This window comes from Bacillus cereus group sp. MYBK95-2, from assembly GCF_051915225.1.
Lineage (GTDB): Bacteria > Bacillota > Bacilli > Bacillales > Bacillaceae_G > Bacillus_A > Bacillus_A cereus.
In genome coordinates this window covers 426,201-447,894 of sequence record NZ_JBQAEH010000003.1, presented here as the reverse complement: position 1 = coordinate 447,894, position 21,694 = coordinate 426,201, and the positions used below count along the sequence as shown (strand labels likewise).

Genomic DNA, 21,694 nt, shown 5'->3' with positions numbered 1-21,694 from the left:
GCTTTGATAAAAGCGCTCCAAATAACGATTTGTTTGGAAGGTAAGCCCATTGTTTTATAGAAATCATAGCAAAATAAAAAAGCACTCCTTTTCAAAGAGTGCTTAAAAAAAACATACAACCTAATCAAAATATTTCTATTTTGATTACGGAAAGAAAGTCCTTATTAAAACATATGGTTGCTAATTTAATTGCGATCTGCCTTGCACCCAAGCAGCAATATCATTTATAACATACTCAGGGATATTAGCAGGACTATAATATTCATCTGGCTTACTTATTTCCCCATCACCCTCTGTAAAGAAATGATTTAACTTTGGATATAGTCGATAATCTACGTTATCTCGTTCTTTTAATTGTTCTTTCCAAAGAGGAATTTCAATTTTTGATTGAACTTGATAGTCTCTTTCTCCTTGAATAATAAGAAGCGGTGTCTTTTGTTCTTTTGACATTTCTGCCGCTTTAATTTTCCGTATAGAATCCCAAAATACTGCTGACCCTAAGTAAAAATCTTTTGGGGGATTCTGACCAGAGAAATTGGGATCATTTAATAATTCAAATTGCGATTTGTAGAATTTATATTGATCCAGGTTCATTGCTCCAATAGAGAAAAGGTACTCAAATTGATCTAAAACAACGTCTTGGATCGTACGAGCTGGCCCTCCCATTACAATTGCTCCAGCAATATTTTTATTTTGGTCTTTTTCAATCATTTTCGGAAGCATCATTCCACCTTGACTATGACCAAGAATATATATTTGATTCTTATTTATTAGAGGCTCATTTTTAAGAAATTGAGTTACAAGAAGAGCATCATCTGTTGTCTCTTTATCAACTGTATAAAAGGGACTGAATTGTGTTTTCAACCCATGTTCATACGTTCTTTTATTATAGCGAAGGACAGCAATTCCCTTCGATGCAAGACCTTCAGCTAAATCGCGAAATGGTTTTAAAGCAAACGCTGTTTCATCCTGATCAGTTGCTCCTGATCCTTGAACAAGAATAACCGCTGGAAAAGGCCCCTTTCCTTTCGGAACCGACAATGTTCCTGGTAATGGAAATGCACCACTTCCAACTACTACTTCTTTATCAACAAATGACTCAGGCTTACTATATGATGGACGCTCTGCAACAGGACTAAACGACATGCTTAGTTGAAAATCGTCTATTTTTCCAGATGGATCTAGTTTAATTAGTAAAGGTACAGTCATTTTTTCAAAAACTAATTGAATCTCCACATTTGTATGAACAGGATTTGTCTCTTTTTGTGTAACCTCTCCAATTTCTATAAAAGAACCTGCTTGTAATTGCACTGGGAGTCCCTCCCAATAGCTTTTCAGCCATTCTTCGGATATTATTTTCTGTAATGACCTTGAGGTTAAATCAAATGCAGATTTATAATCTTCACTATTCATATGGCGAATAAATGAAAGAGTAGTAGATATAATAGGATTTTCATCATCACTATTGTCTACTTTTTTTATAGTTGTGTTTGCTTCCTTTAATTTCGAACTAAATTGGTAGTTAAACGGATAATTATATGTATCAGGATATAAGCTTGTTTTCAATATTTCCGTATTCCGTCCCTCATACAAACTTGAAGAACTCGTAAAATTTTCAGGTGAAATTACTTCCTCCGCATATGAGACTGAAGGAATTGCTATTGTAAAAATTGCACTGACAAGTAATAACTTATTACTTATTCTTCTTTTCTTACCCATAATTATTGATTCTCCTTCCAAAATTTAAAATTTCTAATAGAACATGCCAACTATAAGGAAAATAAAAATTATTAAAGAGATTAATAATCTATTTTACGATCCCCCCTAACTAGTTAAAAATCTATCATTAACAAACTTCAATAAAAAATGCCTTCCCCCTCTTTTTTTATCATTGGATTTTTCAGTGACATAGAAGCGCAGCGCTGCATTACATGTAACTGACCCATGTGATTCTCTATTCTAAAAGAAAAAAGCAATCCACTAGATGCTTTCTTTAATTGTTCTCACTCTAATTTTTTTAGATAATTCTCTTATTACTGTAAGATACATTTATTCTAAATCCTAAAACTCACTTATTTCTTGATAGGTTCTTAAGAAATATCAAAAAATAAAGAAAAAAGTTATTTGGTTATTCATTCCGCAAGCTTAATGCTCAAGTTAGTTTTTTTCACATGGTGAAACTTTATTAAGAAAACTTTAAGGAATTTCCCTCTATATTTATAAGAATTTTTTTCTATACTGAAGCATGTAAATGAACAAGAGGAGAAACGATAATGAGAAAATTTGTAATTTGCATATTAGGAATAGGCCTTCCTATATACTTACTACCTTTCATATTACGCGGGGATTTAGACAGATTTAATCCGATTGCTGAAGAAAAAAATGTATATGCCGTTGCGAAAGGATATGGTGTTCCGGATTATCATCAAAAAGGAAAAGCTATGTACTCACTAAAAGCTGTTGATGAATTAAGCAATGAAAAAGAATATAATGTTGGAACGAACACGCCTAATGATTTTATAAGAAAAACTTACTTAAAAATTCATGTGAAAGGAAAGTATGTGTATTCTTACGATATTATTTCTAAAGAGGATATTCCGGAGAAAATAAGGGGACAATTGGAGATAGCAAATAAATAAAAGAGCCAATTCATACGATTTGGCTCTTTATTCTCTCTCCCATCTACCGTTTGGATAATTCTTTCGGTAGATTTATTAAATTCGTTATCATTGTTTCAATAACCATTCTTCAATTACTTTCACTGTTTCATCTCGTTGTGCTTTTGCCGTAATTAAACTCGCATTATCACCTTTTTGCTCACCATACATGCCAAAATGAGCATGATTGCCCCCTTTTATCATGTGCATAGTTGTATTCTTTGACATGAACTTTTTATTGTTCTCTATTTTTTCTACAGTTGCTAAAGCATCTACTTCCCCGTAAATTGATAACATCGGAATCGACTTAGTAGAGAAGTCATCTGCAGGATACGAACCTAAGAAAATAATCCCGTCTACCTTTTCTTCATGTTGAAAGGCATACCTAGAAATCATAGCTCCTCCCATTGAATGCCCTGCAACATACCATTTTTGAACTTCCGGATACTGTTCAATTACACTGTCTACCTCATTTATTCCAAATATCGCTAAATTTAATGGTAACTTAGGCATTACTACAAAATGCCCATCTTTTGCAAGAGCTTCTCCTAAGTAACTATAAGCCTCGGCTTCTACTTTAGCTCCTTGATAAAAAATAACTCCTATTTTTGCATCTTTCTCTCCAAAAACTATATAATCTTCATCTTTTTTATCATCTACTAAAGACAAAGCCTCTTTCGTTGGTTTATAAGTAAACTGAGACCAAGTTAAAAAAGTAATACTTCCGATCATTAAAATACCTAATACAGAGTACAGAACAATTTTTATCCATTTCTTCACACATATGACCTCCCTAAGATGTGTATATTCTATACTTTAGATTATCATTAATAAACATAAAAACTCGAGCATTTTCATTGTGCTCAAGTTTTCATTTACGTCTTTAATTTATACTATAAATTGTCCAAGATAAATATGTAGCAAATGCAGACCATAAAAAATATGGGATTAGCAACCATGCCGATACTTTAGATAAATTGGAAGAAAACATAATGAGAAGTAACGTAGTAATAGCGACTAGTAAACAATCTACTGTTGCTAAAAATACATTTTTTTCACTAAATTGAAAGTAGCTGAACGCTTGATTACATATATAATTTAAAAGGAATAAAAACCAAAATGTTTTTGACTTGAATCCATAGTTGTTGTAAATAATTGCAACTGATAATGCAATAAGTCCAAATAATACAGCCCATATTATTCCGATTGTCATACCAGATGGTGTCCAAGACGGCTTTTCTAACGCATCATACCAAGTACGATCAATAGGGAATAAAACACTAGAAACATAAAACAAACCATATGTTAGTAAAAATACTATAATACTAGATTTTTTCATAAACATTCTCCTTTTTACTAGAAGATTATAGAAACTTTATATGATTAGTATGTCCTTGTAATGGATAAAATTCTAATATTAAAATTCAAAATACATATTGTTTAACCTATTTCATACAAATTCTTTCATACTTTTATATGCACAAAGGGCTCTCTCCCGTGCTGCCTTATGATCAACAATCGGAAAAGGATATGTATCCCCAAGTTTTATATTGGATTTTTGTAAAATATGCTCAGGTGCTTCCCAAGGCTTATGTATATATTTGTTTGGGATATCTCTTAATTCTGGTACCCATCTTCTTATATATTCTCCATTTTTATCAAACTTTTCTCCTTGTGTGATTGGGTTAAAAATACGAAAGTACGGTGATGCATCTGCTCCGCTTCCAGCAACCCATTGCCATCCCATTGTATTATTTGCAATATCAGCATCTAGTAGTGTATCCATAAACCATTTTGCTCCTTCTTGCCACGGAATTAACAAATGCTTTACAAGAAAAGAGGCTACAGCCATTCTTGCCCGGTTATGCATAAAACCTGTTTGCCATAGTTCTCGCATTCCCGCATCAATAAACGGATAACCCGTTTTCCCCTTTTGCCATACTCTTAATAACTCCTCTTCCTTATTCCACGGAAAATGTTCAAAGCTCTTATTAAGAGGTTTATATACTGTAAATGGATAATGGTATAGTAAATAATAAGAAAACTCTCGCCAAATTAATTGACGTATAAAGCTATTAACTTGTTTTTCAAAAAGACTACATTGTCTTTCGGTACTTTTATTTATTAAGTAATGAAACATTAGCTTTACTGATATTTGACCAAATGAAAGATACGGTGCCAACATCGAATGGACATTTTGACCTGGAAAATCTCTTCCTTCACTATAAGAGACTAATTTACGAGAGAAAAATTTCTTGAATGTTTTATATGCCCCTTCTTCTGTCGGATCCCATATTACTTCCATATGAGATGTCCACGGTATAATCGGCAACAATTGTAATTCTGAAACAGATAAGCTTGCTGGTAAAGAGTTTCCCCACTTTATACTCTGCACTCTGCTAAAAGGTTTAGGTATTACCTGCTTTTGAAATGCATTGTAAAAAGGCGTAAACACCTTATATTCAGTGTTATCTTTCTTTTTAATAATCCACGGTTCTAATAATAAATGCGAATTAAATTCTTTACAGATAATACCTTTATCCTCTAACATCATTTTCATTTTTTGATTAGATTGTAATCTGTCCGGATCATAACAAATATTCCAATATACAGCCGTTATATCTAATTGCTCTATGAGAGAAAGTATTTCTTCCTCCGTACGTCCTTTACGAATTATTAAAGTAGAGCCCAATGCCTCAAGTTGCTTCTTTACATCTATTACAGCATGGTGCAACCACCACTTTGACGCACTTCCTATTGAAAAAGTTTCATCTTGTATATATACAGGAAGAACCTCACCAGACTGAACAGCCTCAAATAGAGCTGGGTTATCATATAAACGAAAATCTTTTTGAAACATAACAATAATTTTATTTTGCATGGCTATCCTTTCCCATTCTTAAAGCAAAATTCATTCTTTATTAGAACAAATACTTCTGTTATTTTTAAATGATTATAAGAATCATTTTTTGTAATTGCAAACAAACTCTTCTATTCTTTAATGGATTTTTCCAACTCTTAATAAAGATAAAAATATAATGCACTTTGTACTTATCTTAAACTCTTATAAAATAAAAAAGAAAATGGAGAGAAAGATGAAAAAACAATTTTATAAACAATCAAACTTAAATACATCTATAGATTCAACAATCCTATGGACTTTTCAAAACCAAAATGCCATAAATACACTTTTGAATGAAGGTAAGCTTATAGCCGATCCTATTTTTGTTAGTAAAGAAGATTGCACAGCATATAAATACATTGTAAGACACATGAAACAGACAGGTATTGACTTTATTATAGATTTACCCATTTGGGCATGGCATTCATGCAATGGTTACCAAAAGAAGCCTACTTATGAGACTGCAAGAGAATTACTATCAGATATTCAATTAGAGAAAGAAATATACCTCATCGAATTCACATGTCCTAATTTTTTATTCATGTTAACAAACTATAGCGGATGGTGCGACATTTATTTTAAACTTACTGGCAATCCTAAAGCAAGTGTAACAAATGATGAAGAAAAATACTTATTTAATCTTTACCCTACCATTGAGGAAGAATGGGAATATCATCATATCCAAGCAACTCTACCCTACCTAAAAAAAGAATGGATTTAACAAATAACTGAACTTAGTAAAATGAATGGATTTAACAAATAATATTGTTTATGAATGCTTTATTTAAGCATTCATAAACATAACAAATAGTCACATGAAACTAATACATTTAAAATAGCGTTTTTTTATAATGGAACCCTAAATAAGCTCCTTACTACTATGATTTTGTATACATGCAGTTTACTCATTTAGTTTTGGTCTAGTTTGTAAATATAAATTCAAATCTGGACTTGAACCGTTAATAACTATATCTCGAACAATTTTAGAAAGTACCATGCTATAAACTAATCCATTATCTCCATACGCATAGATAAAGTGACAATTTGGAAACTCTTCATACATTCCAATTATAGGTAAACCATCATGAGTACCACCATAAAAAGCACTTAAATAAAATTCAGGTTCAACTGTTATATTGGGAAAGAGTTTATTAAATTCATTCACTAATTTCTCTTTTTTATGGATTAATTTTGAATCTCTTTCTTGAGCAATGTTTGTATCTTCATCTAATCCACCTATAATAATCCTATTATCTGCAGTAGTTCTCATATAAATATATGGTCTCGCAGTTTCCCAAATGAGAGTGCGTTTATACCAAGAAGATAAATCTTCCACAGGATTAGTAACAATTGCATATGAGCTAATCAGTGTAGCGTTCTTTTCCTTTTTAAATTCCAATCCTTCATATCCTGCAGCCACAATTACTTTATTGGCAGTAATAGAATTGCCCTCCTTTGTATAAAAGATAGCACATTCTTTCTCTAACTTTTTGCCAACAATCTCTGTATCTTCATAAATGTGAACTCCTTTATTAGAGGCTTGTTCTAATAAACTATGTGTAAATTTATAAGGATTTATTTCACCATCATTATACGTATAAATAGCTGCACGTTTTTTAAATGGATATCTCTGTCCAATTTGTTTTTCTGATAACCAAGCCGCTTTAAAATCATGCTTATGTAAATAATACAGTTCCTTTTCTAATTTCTTTATATCCTCTTCATAACTTGCATAATATAAGCTGTCACGTCGTTTAAAGTCAGAGCAATAAGGCAAGTTTTGATCAGCATATTCAATATCAGTAATAGCTTGTTCACATAATTTCATATGCTTAACTGCATACTCTTCCCCAAATGTATTTACAAGTTCAAAAAACATCTTATCACCTAAATATTGAATAAGTGCTGTATTTGTAAGGTTACTTCCATGTCCTACCTTTCTTTTATCAACGATAACAATATTTAAATCTGATTCACTCAAATAGTATGCTGATTGAGCACCCGAACTTCCTGCTCCTATTATTAGTACGTCACATTTTATATCTTCGTCCAAACGAGGATAAGAAGGTGTATTAGAAAAAGTCGTGTTCCAATATAATTTCCCTTTCTGTAAATCCATTTTAATTGCACCGTCCTAAATAAAATAGTTATATCCCCATCGGTATCTCCAAATCATTCTTACTATATACTTCTTATCAAAATTATCTTGCTATCATGAATAAAGGTTTTCATAAACCTAAAAGCCTTGTCTTAAAAATTTCTTTCGAAAAAACGTCAAATAATTTTTTATTTTTATTATAAAAAGAGCAAAAGATCTCCATTTATAGAAGATTTCTTTTACTCTTTTTAAAGGAAACAACTCCAAATATTTAACATATTATAGTATCTACCAAATAAAAGTTGCTTATCTATCGATAACTTACACATAAGAATGCATTTGTTTCACTACTTTATTAACAGAAACTTTAACAACCGTTTCTTTTTCCCCTGTTCTATCAATCTTGAAACCATAAACTTTAACATCAGACGGTACTAGTGGATGATGACAAATCATATCTATACTCTTCTCAATATTTTCACTAACATTTTCTTTTCCACTTAGCCATTCATCAAGGCTACCGCTTGAAAATTCAGGCATGCAATTTTCAAAGAGATAGTCTAGTTCCCTGTTATTTTTTATGGAATCACGTTGAATTTGTAGATTAACTACCTCAGTTTCTTTATCCTCTATTCCTACAACAAAAATTTCTTCAACATTTTCTTGATAAATAGCAATAATAATAGATCTCATTATATCTCCATAAGGATGTACAATTACAGAATCGTAGCTGTGTATAGTCAATATGTTTTCTTGTTGAATGTTAGTTACTTGTTGGATAATAGGCTCTATTTCATGTTTAATGTCTGTTAACAATAAAACTTTTTTATTCTTTGAATTCATATGGAGCACTCCTTCTTCATTATTGTATTTATGCAACTTTTAAGTTAGTAACAATAGTTGATAATTCATTACATGATTGTTACCAGTTTTTCCAGTGTCCCTCTGGATCAACACTTGCAAGTCTAACCCATCCATTTTGAACTTTTTCTCGAAATGTGAAATCATTTTTTAGCAAACGTTCTATATATTGACTAGGCGCTTGAATTACAATTAGTAAACGAAGTGGTGAATGATACGTCTCACTATCTGACTGCATAACGGATTGCCAAGGTAAGCCTGGCAACAAATCACTTGCATTTCCCTGCATAACACCTAGACCCGCGGTTACAGTTTGGGTTGTTTTGTTTCCACTACCATAATAATGAGGAGCTACAGTTGAAGCGTAATATTGTAGATTTATCCACTGAGCTACTGTTCCTGGTCCTGCAATAATGTTAGCTAATATATCGCCACTTTCATCCTGTTTCCAATCATAATTATGAAGGAAAGCCCTACCTTCTAAGTCACAATCCTGAGTTAATTCTCGTTGCCCGATAATAAAAGATGCATTACGAGCTAATCCCCATTCTGGACGTATTTCACTCCAATCTTCTGCAAATCGATGTGCCTCTTTACTCGCATTTTTTATTTTCGTTTTAAAATTTGGTAATTGCGTTAAACGCTCTCTATTTGCATGTTGGCTCACATTTGGCATAATCGATTCGATACAATCAAATGCTTCTTGCGCAGTTTCCGAAAGTTCTGGGACGTAAATCCATTCCAATTCGTCCACTGTTGTTTTATGTTCAGCTGCTGCAAAAATGGTATCCTCAGGAATTTTAATACCTTCCGCAAACAACGCCTCTCTCACTTCTGGGAGATTACATAAAGTAGCAAAAACTCTTGCATTGAATCCTCCTGCTGCTCCGCCACAAGCACCACACTCAAGTGCTGCAGCATAAGGATTGTTCGTACTTTGACTACTATGTCCGCACATTACAACTAAAGGAGCAAATTTTTCTGTCAGTCCCACCATTTTTAAAGCTTGACGCACATAGTTCACTTTTTCTTCTTTCGTAAAACCGATAGGTATCTCGCCCTTTGTGTCATGAACATGATTAAGCGAGAATGTTGTATCAGGTTTTTGTAACATAGTTTTACGAAGGTTACGAATGAAACCACCAACTCCTCTTGGGACAAAGCTTCTTGTCACCATCTGTAGACCAAGTAAAGGACCACTTAACTCAGGTAGCGCCATACTTGTCAGTACGTTCTGTTTCATCGTTTTAAAAGTATAACGTACCGAACTGCCTACCCTCTTACGTTGCTCATAAGATTTAAGTTCATTTTCATTTGTGAGCTCTTTTATTTGATGTTTCGGTTTGAGTATAACTGGCAAAGAAGGATGGTTGTTATTACTACCTAGTTCACTAGTTGCAATTGGTAACCCAAAGAAACCAGCTATTCCAAATGTTTCAAACGGACCTAATTTTTCAAGATGGCGACGAAACGGTTCTGAACGTACATCAATACAGAATGCTAATTGAGCTACTACACGCTTTTTATCATTGGTTGCACGTTGTGTAGAAGCAATCTTCTCCCTTAATTGCTCTGCATGCGTTTGTTCCCAAGCTTCCAGCCAAAGTTTCTTGCGAATATTTTCATCAAAACGATAAGCGAATACTAATAATTCACTTTGTTCAGTAGCAGGCATTTGTAACCATTCCCGTGTTGAAATATTCCCCCAATAGATCCAAGAAGCTATAAGTGGGACGATCGAAACTTTTTTCTCAACCTTTTGATTTTTTAAAGGTAAATAAGGTTTTACAATAGCCAGCTCCATAGAAATTCGAACTGCTAAATATTCTATGAGAAGTTCCTGTTCCTGAATTGATTGTTGTGAGCGCCATCGTATCATTCCTGCCCACCCAGGCAAAGAAAGTAAGTGCCCTTCAAGGTAAGATTGTATGTTAGATTCAGAAATTCCTAGTTCAGATAATGCTCTCGCTAAAGCTACTTCGGCATCTTGTGGCCAATCTTTTAAAACCTTACGCTCATTTTTACTGAGCGCTGGATCAAATGTAATAAGGTGTTGCCATGCACGATAAAAACCTTTCTCTCGATTTGGCATCGTCCAATTTGATCCGGATTCATCAAGATATAATTTACACCATTTAATGATATGATAATTAAGAACATCAGATAGGTTTTCACTATTTTGACTCTCTATAAGCGAACTTATTGGCTGCATAACAGAGGCTTGCATACTTGCTGTATTTATATAATTCATTTCTTCTGCCAATTTATTTACTTCTGGCGATGATAATAGACTAGAAGGTAATTTTTCTAACTTTAAAGCTGCTTGGCAAAATCGCTCTGCTTTCTCTCGCGGAATATGAAAAGATTGTGAATCCAGCCAACGAGACAAACTCATTTGTAAAAATGATTCCTCAATCTCACCTTTCGCTTTTGCCGAATGAATCATGGAGGCACTAGGATAAATATCCACATTACGAGCTTCTTTTAACCAATTTGCGACTTGTTCAAATGATTGCTTTTCAAGTCCCATCCAAGGGTGGTGAGCTGCAAACGTAGAGATAGGCCAAAGTGGCGCAATAACTCGGCTAGCAGATGCAACTAAATCATTTATATTATTTTCTTGCATATCAATGTTTGTATCTTTCTTTAATATTGACGGTATGCTCATCACGAATTACCTCCCTTTGATACATAATGTTTCAGATAGCTTGGGTGACTTTCTACTGACTTTCGTCTCGCCTCACCTACTCGAACTAACCAAAGATAAAGTACAGCGAATAAAGTAGAAGATTGATGACGAGTAACGAAAGTACTAATAACACTACTAAATAGTAAAATACATATAACAAAGATAACGGCTGGAGCTGAAGGTTGAACACTTTGATAAATATCAGTATGCAACCATTTATAAAGAGAATTATGAACGGTAAAGTAAATGAGAGAAAATCCAATCAAAACAATTACGCCAGCAATTCGTCCCATTCTTCCCTCTCCAAAAACAACAAGCTGTTTCCATGAAAAGTATAGTGACCAGCCTAAGATTAACGCACTAACTAGTTGATACCCCTCTCCAGAAGTCATAAACCAGAAAGTAATTGCTATAAATAATCCTAAAACACGCCCAACTATAATCCATAAATTGGACATCTTTTCATTAGACTGATTCGCTACCCCAAAACGTTGCACGGAAGAACCAGCTTGTAAAAATAGTGTAGCTTTAAACAAACCATGTAAAATTAAATGAATAATAGCCGCTAAATAGGCGCCTAATGCACATTGAATAAGCATAAATCCCATTTGTGCAATAGTTGAACCTACTAGCTGACGTTTATAATCAACTTGGACTAAACTAATTCCTGTACCTATTAAGATAGAAATACTAGAGAAAATTAGTAAAATGATTTGTGCAATATCATCATGAAAAAGAGGTGAAAATCTAGTTAACATGATACCGCCAGCATTTACTAAACCCGCATGCATAATAGCAGAAACAGGAGTTGGAGCAACAGCAGACTCAATTAACCATCTTTGAAAAGGCCATTGTGCTGCTGGAATCATCACAGCTAATATAATTAATAAGTTAATTCCTGTTCTCTCCAATGTTCCATGTAGCGCTACATTTTCATTCGTTAAAACTGATGTTAACTGCCACTGTCCTGTTACTTGAAAAAGCCAAATGATAGCTGATAGCAAGGCAATCCAACTTATTGTAAATAGGTAGCCAGAGATTTTAGTTGCTTCACTAACTACTTTCCACCCTTTATTTAGCCCTATAAGTAGAACCAATCCTATAAGCGTTGCTCCCCAACAAATGAGCATTAAGCGAAGATCATCACTTAACCATGCAACCGAAGATACACCTGTAGTAAATGTAAAAAGTGCAAAGTATTTTCGATATGAGTGATCCCCCATTAAGTAACGTACAGAGAAACGCTGAATGATTAAACCAATTGTAAGAACAAAGAAAGCCATTAACCAAGCTAAAGTATCTAGATGCCAAGGCCCCACAACTCTATCTCCATTGTTATTAACAAGTGCGAGTAAAGAAACCAATGAAGGTAAAGCAGCGATACCAATATGGATATGAACAAAACGTAAAGGTACCCTTGCATGTAAAAATAATAATCCACTTAGCCAAGAAGCACTAAGCGCCATAAAAAATAAAGTTAACAGTGTTGATGAACTCAGCGAAATTAACATGTTAAATACTCCCTTCTAAGCGAAAATAGCCTATAAAAATTCCTTTTCATTACGATAGTTTTTTTAATTTCAATTTTCATTCACTCTTTTTAGTACATCGTTTTTTCCCATAAAAAAAACCGACAACTTCCATAATTCAATGATTTTATATCATCATTGAATTATGGAGATTGTCGGTTTCACTTCAACTAACTTCAATAAAGTTTTTTGAAGAGCTCCCATTTTATAGAGGATAGTAATGTATGTATTACTCCTATTAAAAATAACAGTATATCTCTGATCTCCTAGATTATGCAATCAATATATCAATTTATGTTATGCGCTATCTTTCAATTAAGAAACTTTTTCATTTAGTCAATATTACATATTAAAAAAATGCTAAAGCCTTAATTATAGCAAACAGTTAAAATAAGCATCTATTAATTTTTTAAAACAATTATAAGATAAACTATATTAAGCAGTTTGTCAATTTATTTATCAGTTTTTTTGAGCGTTATTCCAATTAAAATTCAGTATACGTAAATAATTTCAAGTTATTAATTATTATCATGTTAATAAATTTAAATAAAGCGCAAAACTTTTAGGTTTCTTAATTATCTCCCACTAACCCTACGATGGTTTTAATTTTTAAAATTTTTCCTCAAGATTATGAAACAATTTAAAAATCATTACTCGTTCACCAGTACGGGAGCTTATATCCGTATGAAAACTTTTCACTTTTTCTCCAGTTAATTCTAGTATAATCTCTTTCAAATCGTCAATTCCAGATTCAACTAGCTCCGAACGATTTTTCTTTATCGTTAGCATACCGTCTTTCGTTTCGCAAACCGTATATTCAGCCGGTGTTAAAATACCTTGTAAATTTACGATAATCATATCCCGCAATATATCTGTCTTAACGGATATAGATCCGCGTCCTAGGTAGTCCTTTTCCCAGTGAGTAATTGCTTTGCTTATCTCTGATTCAATCGAGCCTTTTGAGTTTTTCATCTATGTATCCTCCTTCAATAAAATGTAATTACATTTATAATTACAATAACAATATAATAATCTGGATTGATTTTATTTTCAATTATTGAGAAGAATTTATAGGAATCGTTGTCATGTATCCTTTAGTATTAAGGTGAATTTTTATATTGTAATATACGTTTTTTTGATTATCCCCGACAAAATACTCTTACTATAAAGACTCTGTTGCATAGATTTCAAAAAAGGACATTCCGGAGAACATAAGAAAACTCTTGTAACGTAATACATAAACGAAAGAGCCGATTTCTTTATAAAATAAGAAATCGACTTTTGGCTTAGTTATTGATTTAGTAATGGAAAACACCTTTTTAAAATAATTATGTTTATACTATAGACGTTGATCTTTCTGGAAGTTTAGTTGAAAATGATCCGCTTCATTGTATACCCCGAATTCATATCCTTTTTCCTTATAAAATTTAATAATTTCCGGAAGCGCTTGTAATGTCTGTAGTTTTTCATGCATTAGAACTACTTCCACATCTTCTGTTGTTGTACGCTTTACATTTTCTATAATTTGCTGTGGGTTACCTTTTAATTTCCAATCATTTGAATCTATCGTCCAATCCCAAACTTTTATTCCTGCTTCTACAATTTTGTTACGAATGTCCTGCCCCTTTAATCCTGGTGCAGATCCATATGGGGGACGGACTAGTTTAGGAGTTGTACCTGTAATATTATGAATAAGAGCTAACGTTTCTTTCATCTCCGTTACAAATTGTCCTTTTTTGTATAGCTTATCACTATTATGTGTCATACTATGTGCACCAATATAATGTCCTTCTTTTACTGCTCGTTTTACATTTTCCTGAAAACCAGTATTCTGTAAATTGCTACCTTGCATAAAAAATGTCGAAGCAACATGTTGCTCTTTTAGTACATCTAAAAATTTTCCAGTTAATTCGCTAGGGCCGTCATCAAATGTTAAATAAACAACCTTTCCTACTGGTTTTCCATCAGGTCTTTTCTGTTTTTCCAGTGATATGTCCTCTTTCTTTTCTTGTTGTTGCGTATTAGCTAGCTGAATACTTTCATTAGCTACCCCTTTCGCTGGGATAGAGTTCCATTTCCCTATTAAAAAAAACGTAAAAAAGGTCGTTGCTAAAACAACTACTAGAGATAGTATTGCCTTCGTTACTACACTTGTTTTTTTCTTATTTTGTGATTCTTTCATTATGTTTCGATCCTTTCCCTACTCATTTTCATCTTCATTATTTATGCAGCTAAACATTAACTTCAGCTGATATTTACAATAAATAGATTAATAGAAGAAGGTGAAGATAAAATGCAGATAATGTCGAAATTAGTTAAAGAATAGCGTATTGCATCCACTCTTTAAAAAAATATTTGTTTCTCTACTACAGTTAAATTTGAAAACTGGATATACATCCAAAATAAAAAATACTACTCTTTCTAAACAATATTTTCATATCAAGATAACAGCATACTGATATAAAGATAAAATACAAAGATAGCCGTACTATTGAAATTCTATTATAATTTTGTAATTGGAATTTATTTAAACCAAATGAAGAACTAGAAGAAATATTATTATGTGGAGGTGCCCCGATGAACCTTGTAATTAGAGAGTTAGAAACAAATGATTTAGATAATCTCCCGGAGATTGATGACAGTTTTATAGTGAATGCTCGGTTAATTCTTTCTCTTTCCAAAGGAAATAGACGTATAAAATATACAGTAGAAGACGTTCCAAGTTATGAAAAAAGTTATTTACAAAATCAAGATGATAATGAACAACTGCCTTACAATGAATATATAAATAAACCTAATCAAGTCATTTACATAGCACTGTTACATAACCAAATCATTGGATTAATGGTATTAAAAAAGAATTGGAACCACTATGCTTACATAGAAGATATAACGGTAGATAAAAAATATCGTAAACTCGGAGTTGGTAAAAGATTAGTTGATCAAGCAAAGCAGTGGGCAAAAAAAGGCAATATGCCAGGTATCATGCTTGAAACGCAAAATAATAATGTCGCAGCATGTAAGTTCTATGAAAAATGCGGATTTGTAATTGGTGGATTTGATTTTCTTGTTTATAAAGGTTTGGATATTGAAAATGATGAAGTTGCAATTTATTGGTATTTGCATTTCGACTCTTAACGTTAAACTTAGTCAAAATAAAAACCCCAATCTCTCAATAGTAAAATTGAGAAATTGGGGTTAATTCACTTAACAATATTTTCATTTAAAACAAGTAACTAATTAATAATCCTGCTGACAACAAGAAGCCGAAAATCGTATTTGTCATCGCTGTTGATTTCATTGCGATGCGCATATACCCAGGATCCTTTGCCCCTTTTTGGAAACTTTGAATCGCAGAAATTGGCTTTCTCAAACCTAGGAACATAACTAGTGCCCAAGGGCTTATATAACCCATTAATACAATTACGGCAATCCAGAAATACGCAATGAAAAAGGCTACCGCTAGTGTTACCACAGCTTTCTCTCTTCCAAGGAGGATTACTAATGTCTTTCTTCCACCTTTAATATCTTCTTCGATATCTCGGATGTTATTCGACATATTGATTGCACCTACTAAAATTCCAATTGGAATGGAAATCAATACACTTTCAATCGTTACAGTATTCGTTTGAATAAAGAAAGCAATGAGTACAAAACATGTTCCCATTAACAATCCAGAAACTAATTCTCCAAACGGGGTGTACGCAATTGGTAATGGACCGCCTGTATATAAATAGCCAACCGCCATTCCAATTAAACCGATGACGACTAACCACCAGCTGCTATTCATACAAATATAAACTCCAATAATTGCTGCTACGACATATAATAAAAGCGCAACTGTTAACACATTTTTTGGCTTCAATCCATGACGGACAATTCCGCCACCGATGCCAACGGATTCAGCAGTGTCTAATCCACGTTTAAAATCATAGTACTCATTAAATAAGTTCGTTGCTATTTGCAATGCTAAACATGCAAGCATCATCGCAATAAATAACAGCCAATCAATTTTGGCAACATAAAGTGATGCCACTGTTCCTAAAATTACAGGAGAAAACGTCGCCGTTAACGTATGCGGGCGCGTCATCTTCCATATTAATTTAGCGGAACTAATTTCTTTTTCTGTCCCCATAACTCAGTTCAATCTCCCTACATTTAAGTATAAATTACTAGCAGTATCTTTCTATCTATTTCCTGCCACGCATCCATTCATTATATCAATAAATGATTGTCCTTTCTAACAAATCAACTTTTAATAAAGTAAAATTTATAAAATGAAACTTTAATCAGTAGGAGTTTTGTCATCCCCACTGATTATTAGTACATATGGATTGGGCTTTTATGGGCAACCCTCCCATTTAAAATAGGCTAAAAAAGAAATTAAATTACTTCCAAACAACACCTCGCCTCTCATATTCCATTCTGTATTCAACAGCAGCTGCAATTTTAGGACTTGCGAATCTTTCCGTGATCCAAAGTCCCAAATCAACTCCTGAAGTGACCCCTCTTGCAGTGATAACATCGCCTTGATCTACAATTCGGTAATGAAGAAGCTCTGCCCCGTATTCACTCATTTCATCCTGTGCCAAATAGTGCATCGTTGCCTTTCGACCGTTCAATATACCAGAGGCAGCTAATAGCATACCTCCTGTACACACACCAGCAACGATTGTTCCTGCATTGTGCATCTCGCTAATCATTTTAGTCAAAGTTCCAAGCTCTGCTTGCTTTCGTGCCCCATGCTCTGCTTTATGATTCCAGCCACCACCAGGTACAATTAACAAATCTGGACGGTTATCCATTCGTAAAAAATCATGTAATTTAACCGTAACTCCAAACGAAGTAGTGACTTCTTGTTTTTGTTCACTTGAAACGAATTCAATCGTAAATGGAGCCCCTCCTTCTATCGCTCTGTTTAATACTTCAAAAGGTGCAAAGGAGACAAGCTCTCCAAAGCCATCAAACAATACAATTTGTATTTTCATTTTTAGAACACATCCTATGGTTTCTTATTTGAATCCCAAACTAGGAGAATACATGTTATGTACAAATTAATAATGAAGATAGTCTTTCTCCCCTCAATCTATAAACTTCTAAATGTTCTTCTAATTCCCTCTCATCACTTATTACACTTAGCGTTTTCTTCACAAAATTCCAATTCAAACTACCGGATAACCATAACAAGGAAGAAAGTCTCTTATAATCATTTGGTGTTAAAATATTATGGGCCTTATACCCTACTAAAAATGCACTAGCAACACTTGAACATACTTCATGAGACTGTATTCCTTCTGTTTGAGAATACCATTTTATTAAAAAGGCTAGTCCTTCAATGCGGTCTACATATCCAATTGATTCAAAATCTACAATTCCTTTTACCTGTTGATTTGAGTCCCATAAAACATTCAAAGGATTTAAGTCTGTTTGTACGATAAACTCTAATTCACTCGTATATGCGCACTCTATATGATATTTAGCTAGATTTATATACTCCCGTACATCTTTACATGCGCTAGCCTTACTTTCTAACATATTAATAAACTCAACATACCCATCTAAATGAGATTTCTTTTGAAAAATTGAACTTTGAAATGTACTAGAAATATCATGTATCTTTCTTGCCTTCTTTCCAAACAATTCTGCGATAGATTCTGTGCAGTGTGTAAGATGCTCTCCTTCAATCCAATTAGACAATATAAATCGGTACTGTTCATCATTCCAAGTGACTAATGTAAATGACTCCCCTGACTTATTCTTGTTAATTTGCATAAAAGGCATTCCATGCTCACGTAAATAATACGTAAAGCGTACTTGCTCTTTCAATTCTTCATTTGATAACGCTCCAAAAGCTGGATTGATTATTCGCTTGCTATTCATAAACCGTGCGGAATATCGCTTTCCATTTACCATAATTTTATAGTGTAAATCTGTATGCCAGCTATTTTTATGTAATTCTTCTTCTACCATTAGTGTATGGATTTCTTTAAAATAACTTATTAATACGTCTCTTATTATTTGTTTCATCCTTTTTCCTTTCATCTGAAAAATTTTTATTACACACTACTTTTATGATTACTATCTCGATTACTCTAAAGACCAAAATTTTATTCATTGTTAATGACCAATATTGTTCTATACATATTTAATAGAGGCATACTACTATTCTAACTATATCATTCTCACATAATATTCTGTATTCGTTGAGATAGTTGTTATAAGCCAATGCAATAGTGACTATATATAGAAAAAAGAGCCAATCCCCTATCCAATAGAAGATTGACTCTTTTCTTTATTTATTCCCCAATTTCAGAAAATCGCTTTATACGTTTACCAATTTCATCGCGAACACGTTGAAATTCAGACCATTCTTTTCCTGCTGGATCATCAAATCCCCAGTGAACACGATTCACATGCGGCGGAGTAGATGGGCATACAGCATCTGCATGACTACAAAGCGTAACGACTAAATCAGCACTATTTAAAATGTTTGCATTAATTATATCTGATGTTTGATTTGTTATATCGATATTCACTTCATTCATTGCTTTAATAGCATTGGGATTCACTCCATGTGCTTCAATGCCTGCAGAATATACATTCCACTTATCTCCTAAATATTGTTTGCCCCACGCTTCTGCCATTTGGCTTCGGCATGAATTTCCTGTACATAAAAAATAGATTGTTTTTTTGTTTTCCATGTTGTTTTCCACCTTTATTTTTAAATTTAGACTGATTGATCATTAAAATATTTACGTTTAAACCAAAAAGCAACGTTTACAAGTGCAATCATGACAGGTACTTCAACTAAAGGACCGATAACAGCTGCAAATGCTGCGCCTGAATGAATACCAAACACACCAACTGCTACAGCAATTGCTAACTCAAAGTTATTACTACCTGCTGTAAATGCTAATGTTGTCGTTACCGGATAGTTTGCACCAATTTTTCTTCCCATAAAGAAAGAAACAAAAAACATTACAATAAAATAGATTAATAACGGAATTGCTATTCTTACTACATCTAGTGGTACGCTAACAATCATTTCCCCTTTTAAAGAGAACATAACGATGATTGTAAATAGTAATGCAAGTAATGTAAGTGGACTAATCTTAGGTATAAATACCTTTTCATACCACTGTCTTCCTTTTAGCTTAACTAGTACAAAACGTGTTAACATACCTGCTATAAAAGGAATTCCCAAATAGATAAATACTGATTTTGCTACTTCTATCATTGTAATATCGACAATAGCACCTTCAATCCCTAACCATTCTGGAATTACAGTTACAAATACGTATGCATAAACTGAAAAAAAGAGCATTTGAAATACCGAATTAAAAGCAACTAAACCTGCCGCATACTCTTTATCCCCATCAGCAAGATCGTTCCAAACAATGACCATTGCAATACAACGTGCTAACCCAATCATAATGAGACCAACCATGTATTCTGGTTTATCAGGAAGAAAAATAATTGCTAAAACAAACATAAGTACCGGACCAATAATCCAATTTTGTACTAAAGATAGAACTAACACTTTTACATCTTTAAATACTCGGCCCATTTCCTCATAGCGAACTTTCGCTAACGGTGGATACATCATTATAATTAAACCAACAGCAAGCGGAATAGACGTCGTTCCAACCTGTAATGTATTCAGTCCGTCTACTACACTAGGAAACACAAACCCTAAACCAATCCCAACAGCCATCGCTAGAAAGATCCATAGTGTTAAATATCGGTCTAGAAAAGATAAACGTTTCATTTTATTTTCCATCTCCTATTAACAACAAGAATTTTTAGCTACCTCATTTGAAGTCGTGCAACAAGATGACTCTTCTATTTTGTGAACATCACTATGTGCTTTCGTATAAAAGAACTCCCACTCGTTCCCATCAGGATCCGTTACCCAAAACTTATCTTGAACTGCATAGCAACAAGTCGTATCCATCTCATCACGTGCAAAGAATCCTTCTTTTTCTAATCTTTCTTTATGCAATGTAATCTCTTCAGCTGTATCCACTTGGAAACCAAAATGATTTACTTGATTTCCCTTCACCTCATCTCGTACGTTCAGCGTAAAATTAAGCCCTGGCGTCTCTAATAAAAATTTTGCATAATCTGATTTCACTTTAACTGGTGAAACACCAAATACCTTTTCATAAAATTCAATAGACTTCTCTAAATTCGTAACGTTTATACCAACGTGAACATATCTCATACCTTATTCCTCCTCTTTATATATCATTAATCAATTTTTTTTGATTAATAAATTAAAATTTTAACAGCAGCTACCTTTTCCTGTTTTTCTAAAGATACAACATAATTCTTCTGATAATAAATTATTTACTTCCGCATCATTTAAATCATAATAACTCCACGTACCTTTTGTTTCTTTTACAATTAAACCTGCATCTAATAAAATCTTTAAATGATAGGACAACTTAGATTGCGTCATTTCAAAAATCTCTGTTAAATCACATACACAAGTCTGGCCTCGCTGGCAAAGTTCATACATAATCTCTAAACGCTTTTGATCCGCTAATGCTTTGAATTTTTTCTCATAGAGCTGAAAATCTTGTGCCATTTTAGTTCCCTCTCCCTTCATCAACTTTTTTTGATATTTATAGTATATACGCTGATTAATTTATTATGCAACTAATTAATCAATTTTTTTGATTTATAAAAACTTCCTCACATCATATCTTTGCTACAACTAAAAAGGGCCATAGCCTTTTCAAAAATAAAAAACTATGGTTCTTTTTACAACTTAATAGTTACAATATTTCCGAGGAATGGAGTCTCTATAACTGTTTTCAATTTTAATTTGACCATTATAGAGTAGTGCCCCATCACCATCAAGCTAAGAAAAACAAATACCCCCAAATGAAAAAAATTGATATAACTCTTCGGCAAATAAAGATAACTCTTGTTTTTGGTGCATATTCATAAAAA

At 33.2% G+C, this 21,694-nt stretch carries 20 protein-coding genes; 3 read left to right on the top strand and 17 right to left on the bottom strand.

Annotated features, from left to right (window positions below; genetic code table 11):
• Positions 1-180: 180 nt before the first annotated feature.
• Positions 181-1,719 carry an alpha/beta hydrolase gene (locus tag ACTFN4_RS13670; RefSeq protein WP_144653483.1) on the bottom strand — a complete coding sequence of 513 codons (1,539 nt, stop codon included), beginning with the start codon at positions 1,717-1,719 and terminating at the stop codon, positions 181-183.
• Positions 1,720-2,273: 554 nt separating this feature from the next.
• On the opposite strand from ACTFN4_RS13670, the gene ACTFN4_RS13665 reads away from it, so the two are divergent.
• On the top strand, positions 2,274-2,639 hold the full coding sequence (locus tag ACTFN4_RS13665) for a YxeA family protein (RefSeq protein ID WP_001225224.1): 366 nt from the start codon (positions 2,274-2,276) through the stop codon (positions 2,637-2,639).
• Between the two features lie 87 nt (positions 2,640-2,726).
• On the opposite strand, the gene ACTFN4_RS13660 is transcribed toward ACTFN4_RS13665, so the two are convergent.
• From ACTFN4_RS13660 to ACTFN4_RS13650, 3 genes are all read right to left on the bottom strand, one after another.
• Complete coding sequence (locus tag ACTFN4_RS13660) at positions 2,727-3,437, bottom strand: alpha/beta hydrolase (protein WP_061457421.1); 711 nt, start codon at positions 3,435-3,437, stop codon at positions 2,727-2,729.
• Between the two features lie 103 nt (positions 3,438-3,540).
• Positions 3,541-3,996: a TspO/MBR family protein gene (locus tag ACTFN4_RS13655; protein ID WP_439962445.1), complete on the bottom strand. Its 456-nt coding sequence runs from the start codon at positions 3,994-3,996 to the stop codon at positions 3,541-3,543.
• Positions 3,997-4,107: 111 nt separating this feature from the next.
• Positions 4,108-5,538 (bottom strand): cryptochrome/photolyase family protein, encoded by a 1,431-nt coding sequence (locus ACTFN4_RS13650; protein WP_439962444.1) that lies wholly within the window; start codon positions 5,536-5,538, stop codon positions 4,108-4,110.
• A 214-nt stretch (positions 5,539-5,752) separates the two neighbouring features.
• Here ACTFN4_RS13650 and ACTFN4_RS13645 point away from each other — a divergent pair, with 214 nt between their 5' ends.
• On the top strand, positions 5,753-6,280 hold the full coding sequence (locus ACTFN4_RS13645; protein WP_439962443.1) for a DUF3841 domain-containing protein: 528 nt from the start codon (positions 5,753-5,755) through the stop codon (positions 6,278-6,280).
• A gap of 180 nt (positions 6,281-6,460) precedes the next feature.
• Here the strand turns inward: ACTFN4_RS13645 and ACTFN4_RS13640 are convergent, their stop codons facing one another.
• From ACTFN4_RS13640 to ACTFN4_RS13615, 6 genes are all read right to left on the bottom strand, one after another.
• Positions 6,461-7,678, bottom strand: a complete 1,218-nt coding sequence (locus tag ACTFN4_RS13640; RefSeq protein ID WP_439962442.1) for an NAD(P)/FAD-dependent oxidoreductase — start codon at positions 7,676-7,678, stop codon at positions 6,461-6,463.
• A 300-nt stretch (positions 7,679-7,978) separates the two neighbouring features.
• The gene (locus ACTFN4_RS13635) at positions 7,979-8,500 is read right to left on the bottom strand and encodes a carbonic anhydrase (RefSeq protein WP_439962441.1); all 522 of its coding nucleotides are present in this window, start codon (positions 8,498-8,500) and stop codon (positions 7,979-7,981) included.
• Positions 8,501-8,579: 79 nt separating this feature from the next.
• On the bottom strand, positions 8,580-11,186 hold the full coding sequence (locus ACTFN4_RS13630) for a DUF2309 domain-containing protein (RefSeq protein WP_439962440.1): 2,607 nt from the start codon (positions 11,184-11,186) through the stop codon (positions 8,580-8,582).
• Positions 11,186-12,718, bottom strand: coding sequence for an NADH dehydrogenase subunit 5 (locus ACTFN4_RS13625; RefSeq protein ID WP_439962438.1), 1,533 nt, complete (start codon positions 12,716-12,718; stop codon positions 11,186-11,188). Before ACTFN4_RS13625 ends, ACTFN4_RS13630 begins: the two co-directional genes overlap by 1 nt.
• A gap of 627 nt (positions 12,719-13,345) precedes the next feature.
• Positions 13,346-13,708 carry a DUF2294 domain-containing protein gene (locus ACTFN4_RS13620; RefSeq protein ID WP_000798158.1) on the bottom strand — a complete coding sequence of 121 codons (363 nt, stop codon included), beginning with the start codon at positions 13,706-13,708 and terminating at the stop codon, positions 13,346-13,348.
• 367 nt (positions 13,709-14,075) lie between these two features.
• Positions 14,076-14,918 carry a polysaccharide deacetylase family protein gene (locus ACTFN4_RS13615; RefSeq protein WP_439962436.1) on the bottom strand — a complete coding sequence of 281 codons (843 nt, stop codon included), beginning with the start codon at positions 14,916-14,918 and terminating at the stop codon, positions 14,076-14,078.
• A gap of 395 nt (positions 14,919-15,313) precedes the next feature.
• Between ACTFN4_RS13615 and satA the strand changes: the two genes are divergently transcribed.
• Positions 15,314-15,874, top strand: a complete 561-nt coding sequence (satA, locus tag ACTFN4_RS13610; RefSeq protein ID WP_439962434.1) for a streptothricin N-acetyltransferase SatA — start codon at positions 15,314-15,316, stop codon at positions 15,872-15,874.
• 85 nt (positions 15,875-15,959) lie between these two features.
• Here the strand turns inward: satA and menA are convergent, their stop codons facing one another.
• The 7 genes from menA to arsR all read right to left on the bottom strand — a co-directional run bounded on the left by menA (position 15,960) and on the right by arsR (position 21,326).
• The gene (gene menA / locus ACTFN4_RS13605) at positions 15,960-16,871 is read right to left on the bottom strand and encodes a 1,4-dihydroxy-2-naphthoate polyprenyltransferase (RefSeq protein ID WP_439962432.1); all 912 of its coding nucleotides are present in this window, start codon (positions 16,869-16,871) and stop codon (positions 15,960-15,962) included.
• 253 nt (positions 16,872-17,124) lie between these two features.
• Positions 17,125-17,724, bottom strand: coding sequence for a DJ-1/PfpI family protein (locus ACTFN4_RS13600; RefSeq protein ID WP_063547858.1), 600 nt, complete (start codon positions 17,722-17,724; stop codon positions 17,125-17,127).
• 55 nt (positions 17,725-17,779) lie between these two features.
• Entirely contained in the window at positions 17,780-18,763 is a 984-nt protein-coding gene (locus tag ACTFN4_RS13595; protein WP_439962430.1) for a phosphotransferase, read from the bottom strand.
• A gap of 269 nt (positions 18,764-19,032) precedes the next feature.
• Positions 19,033-19,437 (bottom strand): arsenate reductase (thioredoxin), encoded by a 405-nt coding sequence (arsC, locus tag ACTFN4_RS13590; protein ID WP_098834212.1) that lies wholly within the window; start codon positions 19,435-19,437, stop codon positions 19,033-19,035.
• A gap of 26 nt (positions 19,438-19,463) precedes the next feature.
• Entirely contained in the window at positions 19,464-20,504 is a 1,041-nt protein-coding gene (gene arsB / locus ACTFN4_RS13585; protein ID WP_053564038.1) for an ACR3 family arsenite efflux transporter, read from the bottom strand.
• Positions 20,505-20,522: 18 nt separating this feature from the next.
• Positions 20,523-20,960, bottom strand: a complete 438-nt coding sequence (locus ACTFN4_RS13580) for an ArsI/CadI family heavy metal resistance metalloenzyme (RefSeq protein WP_098852390.1) — start codon at positions 20,958-20,960, stop codon at positions 20,523-20,525.
• Positions 20,961-21,020: 60 nt separating this feature from the next.
• Positions 21,021-21,326, bottom strand: coding sequence for an arsenical resistance operon transcriptional regulator ArsR (arsR, locus tag ACTFN4_RS13575; RefSeq protein ID WP_000046014.1), 306 nt, complete (start codon positions 21,324-21,326; stop codon positions 21,021-21,023).
• Positions 21,327-21,694: the final 368 nt, after the last annotated feature.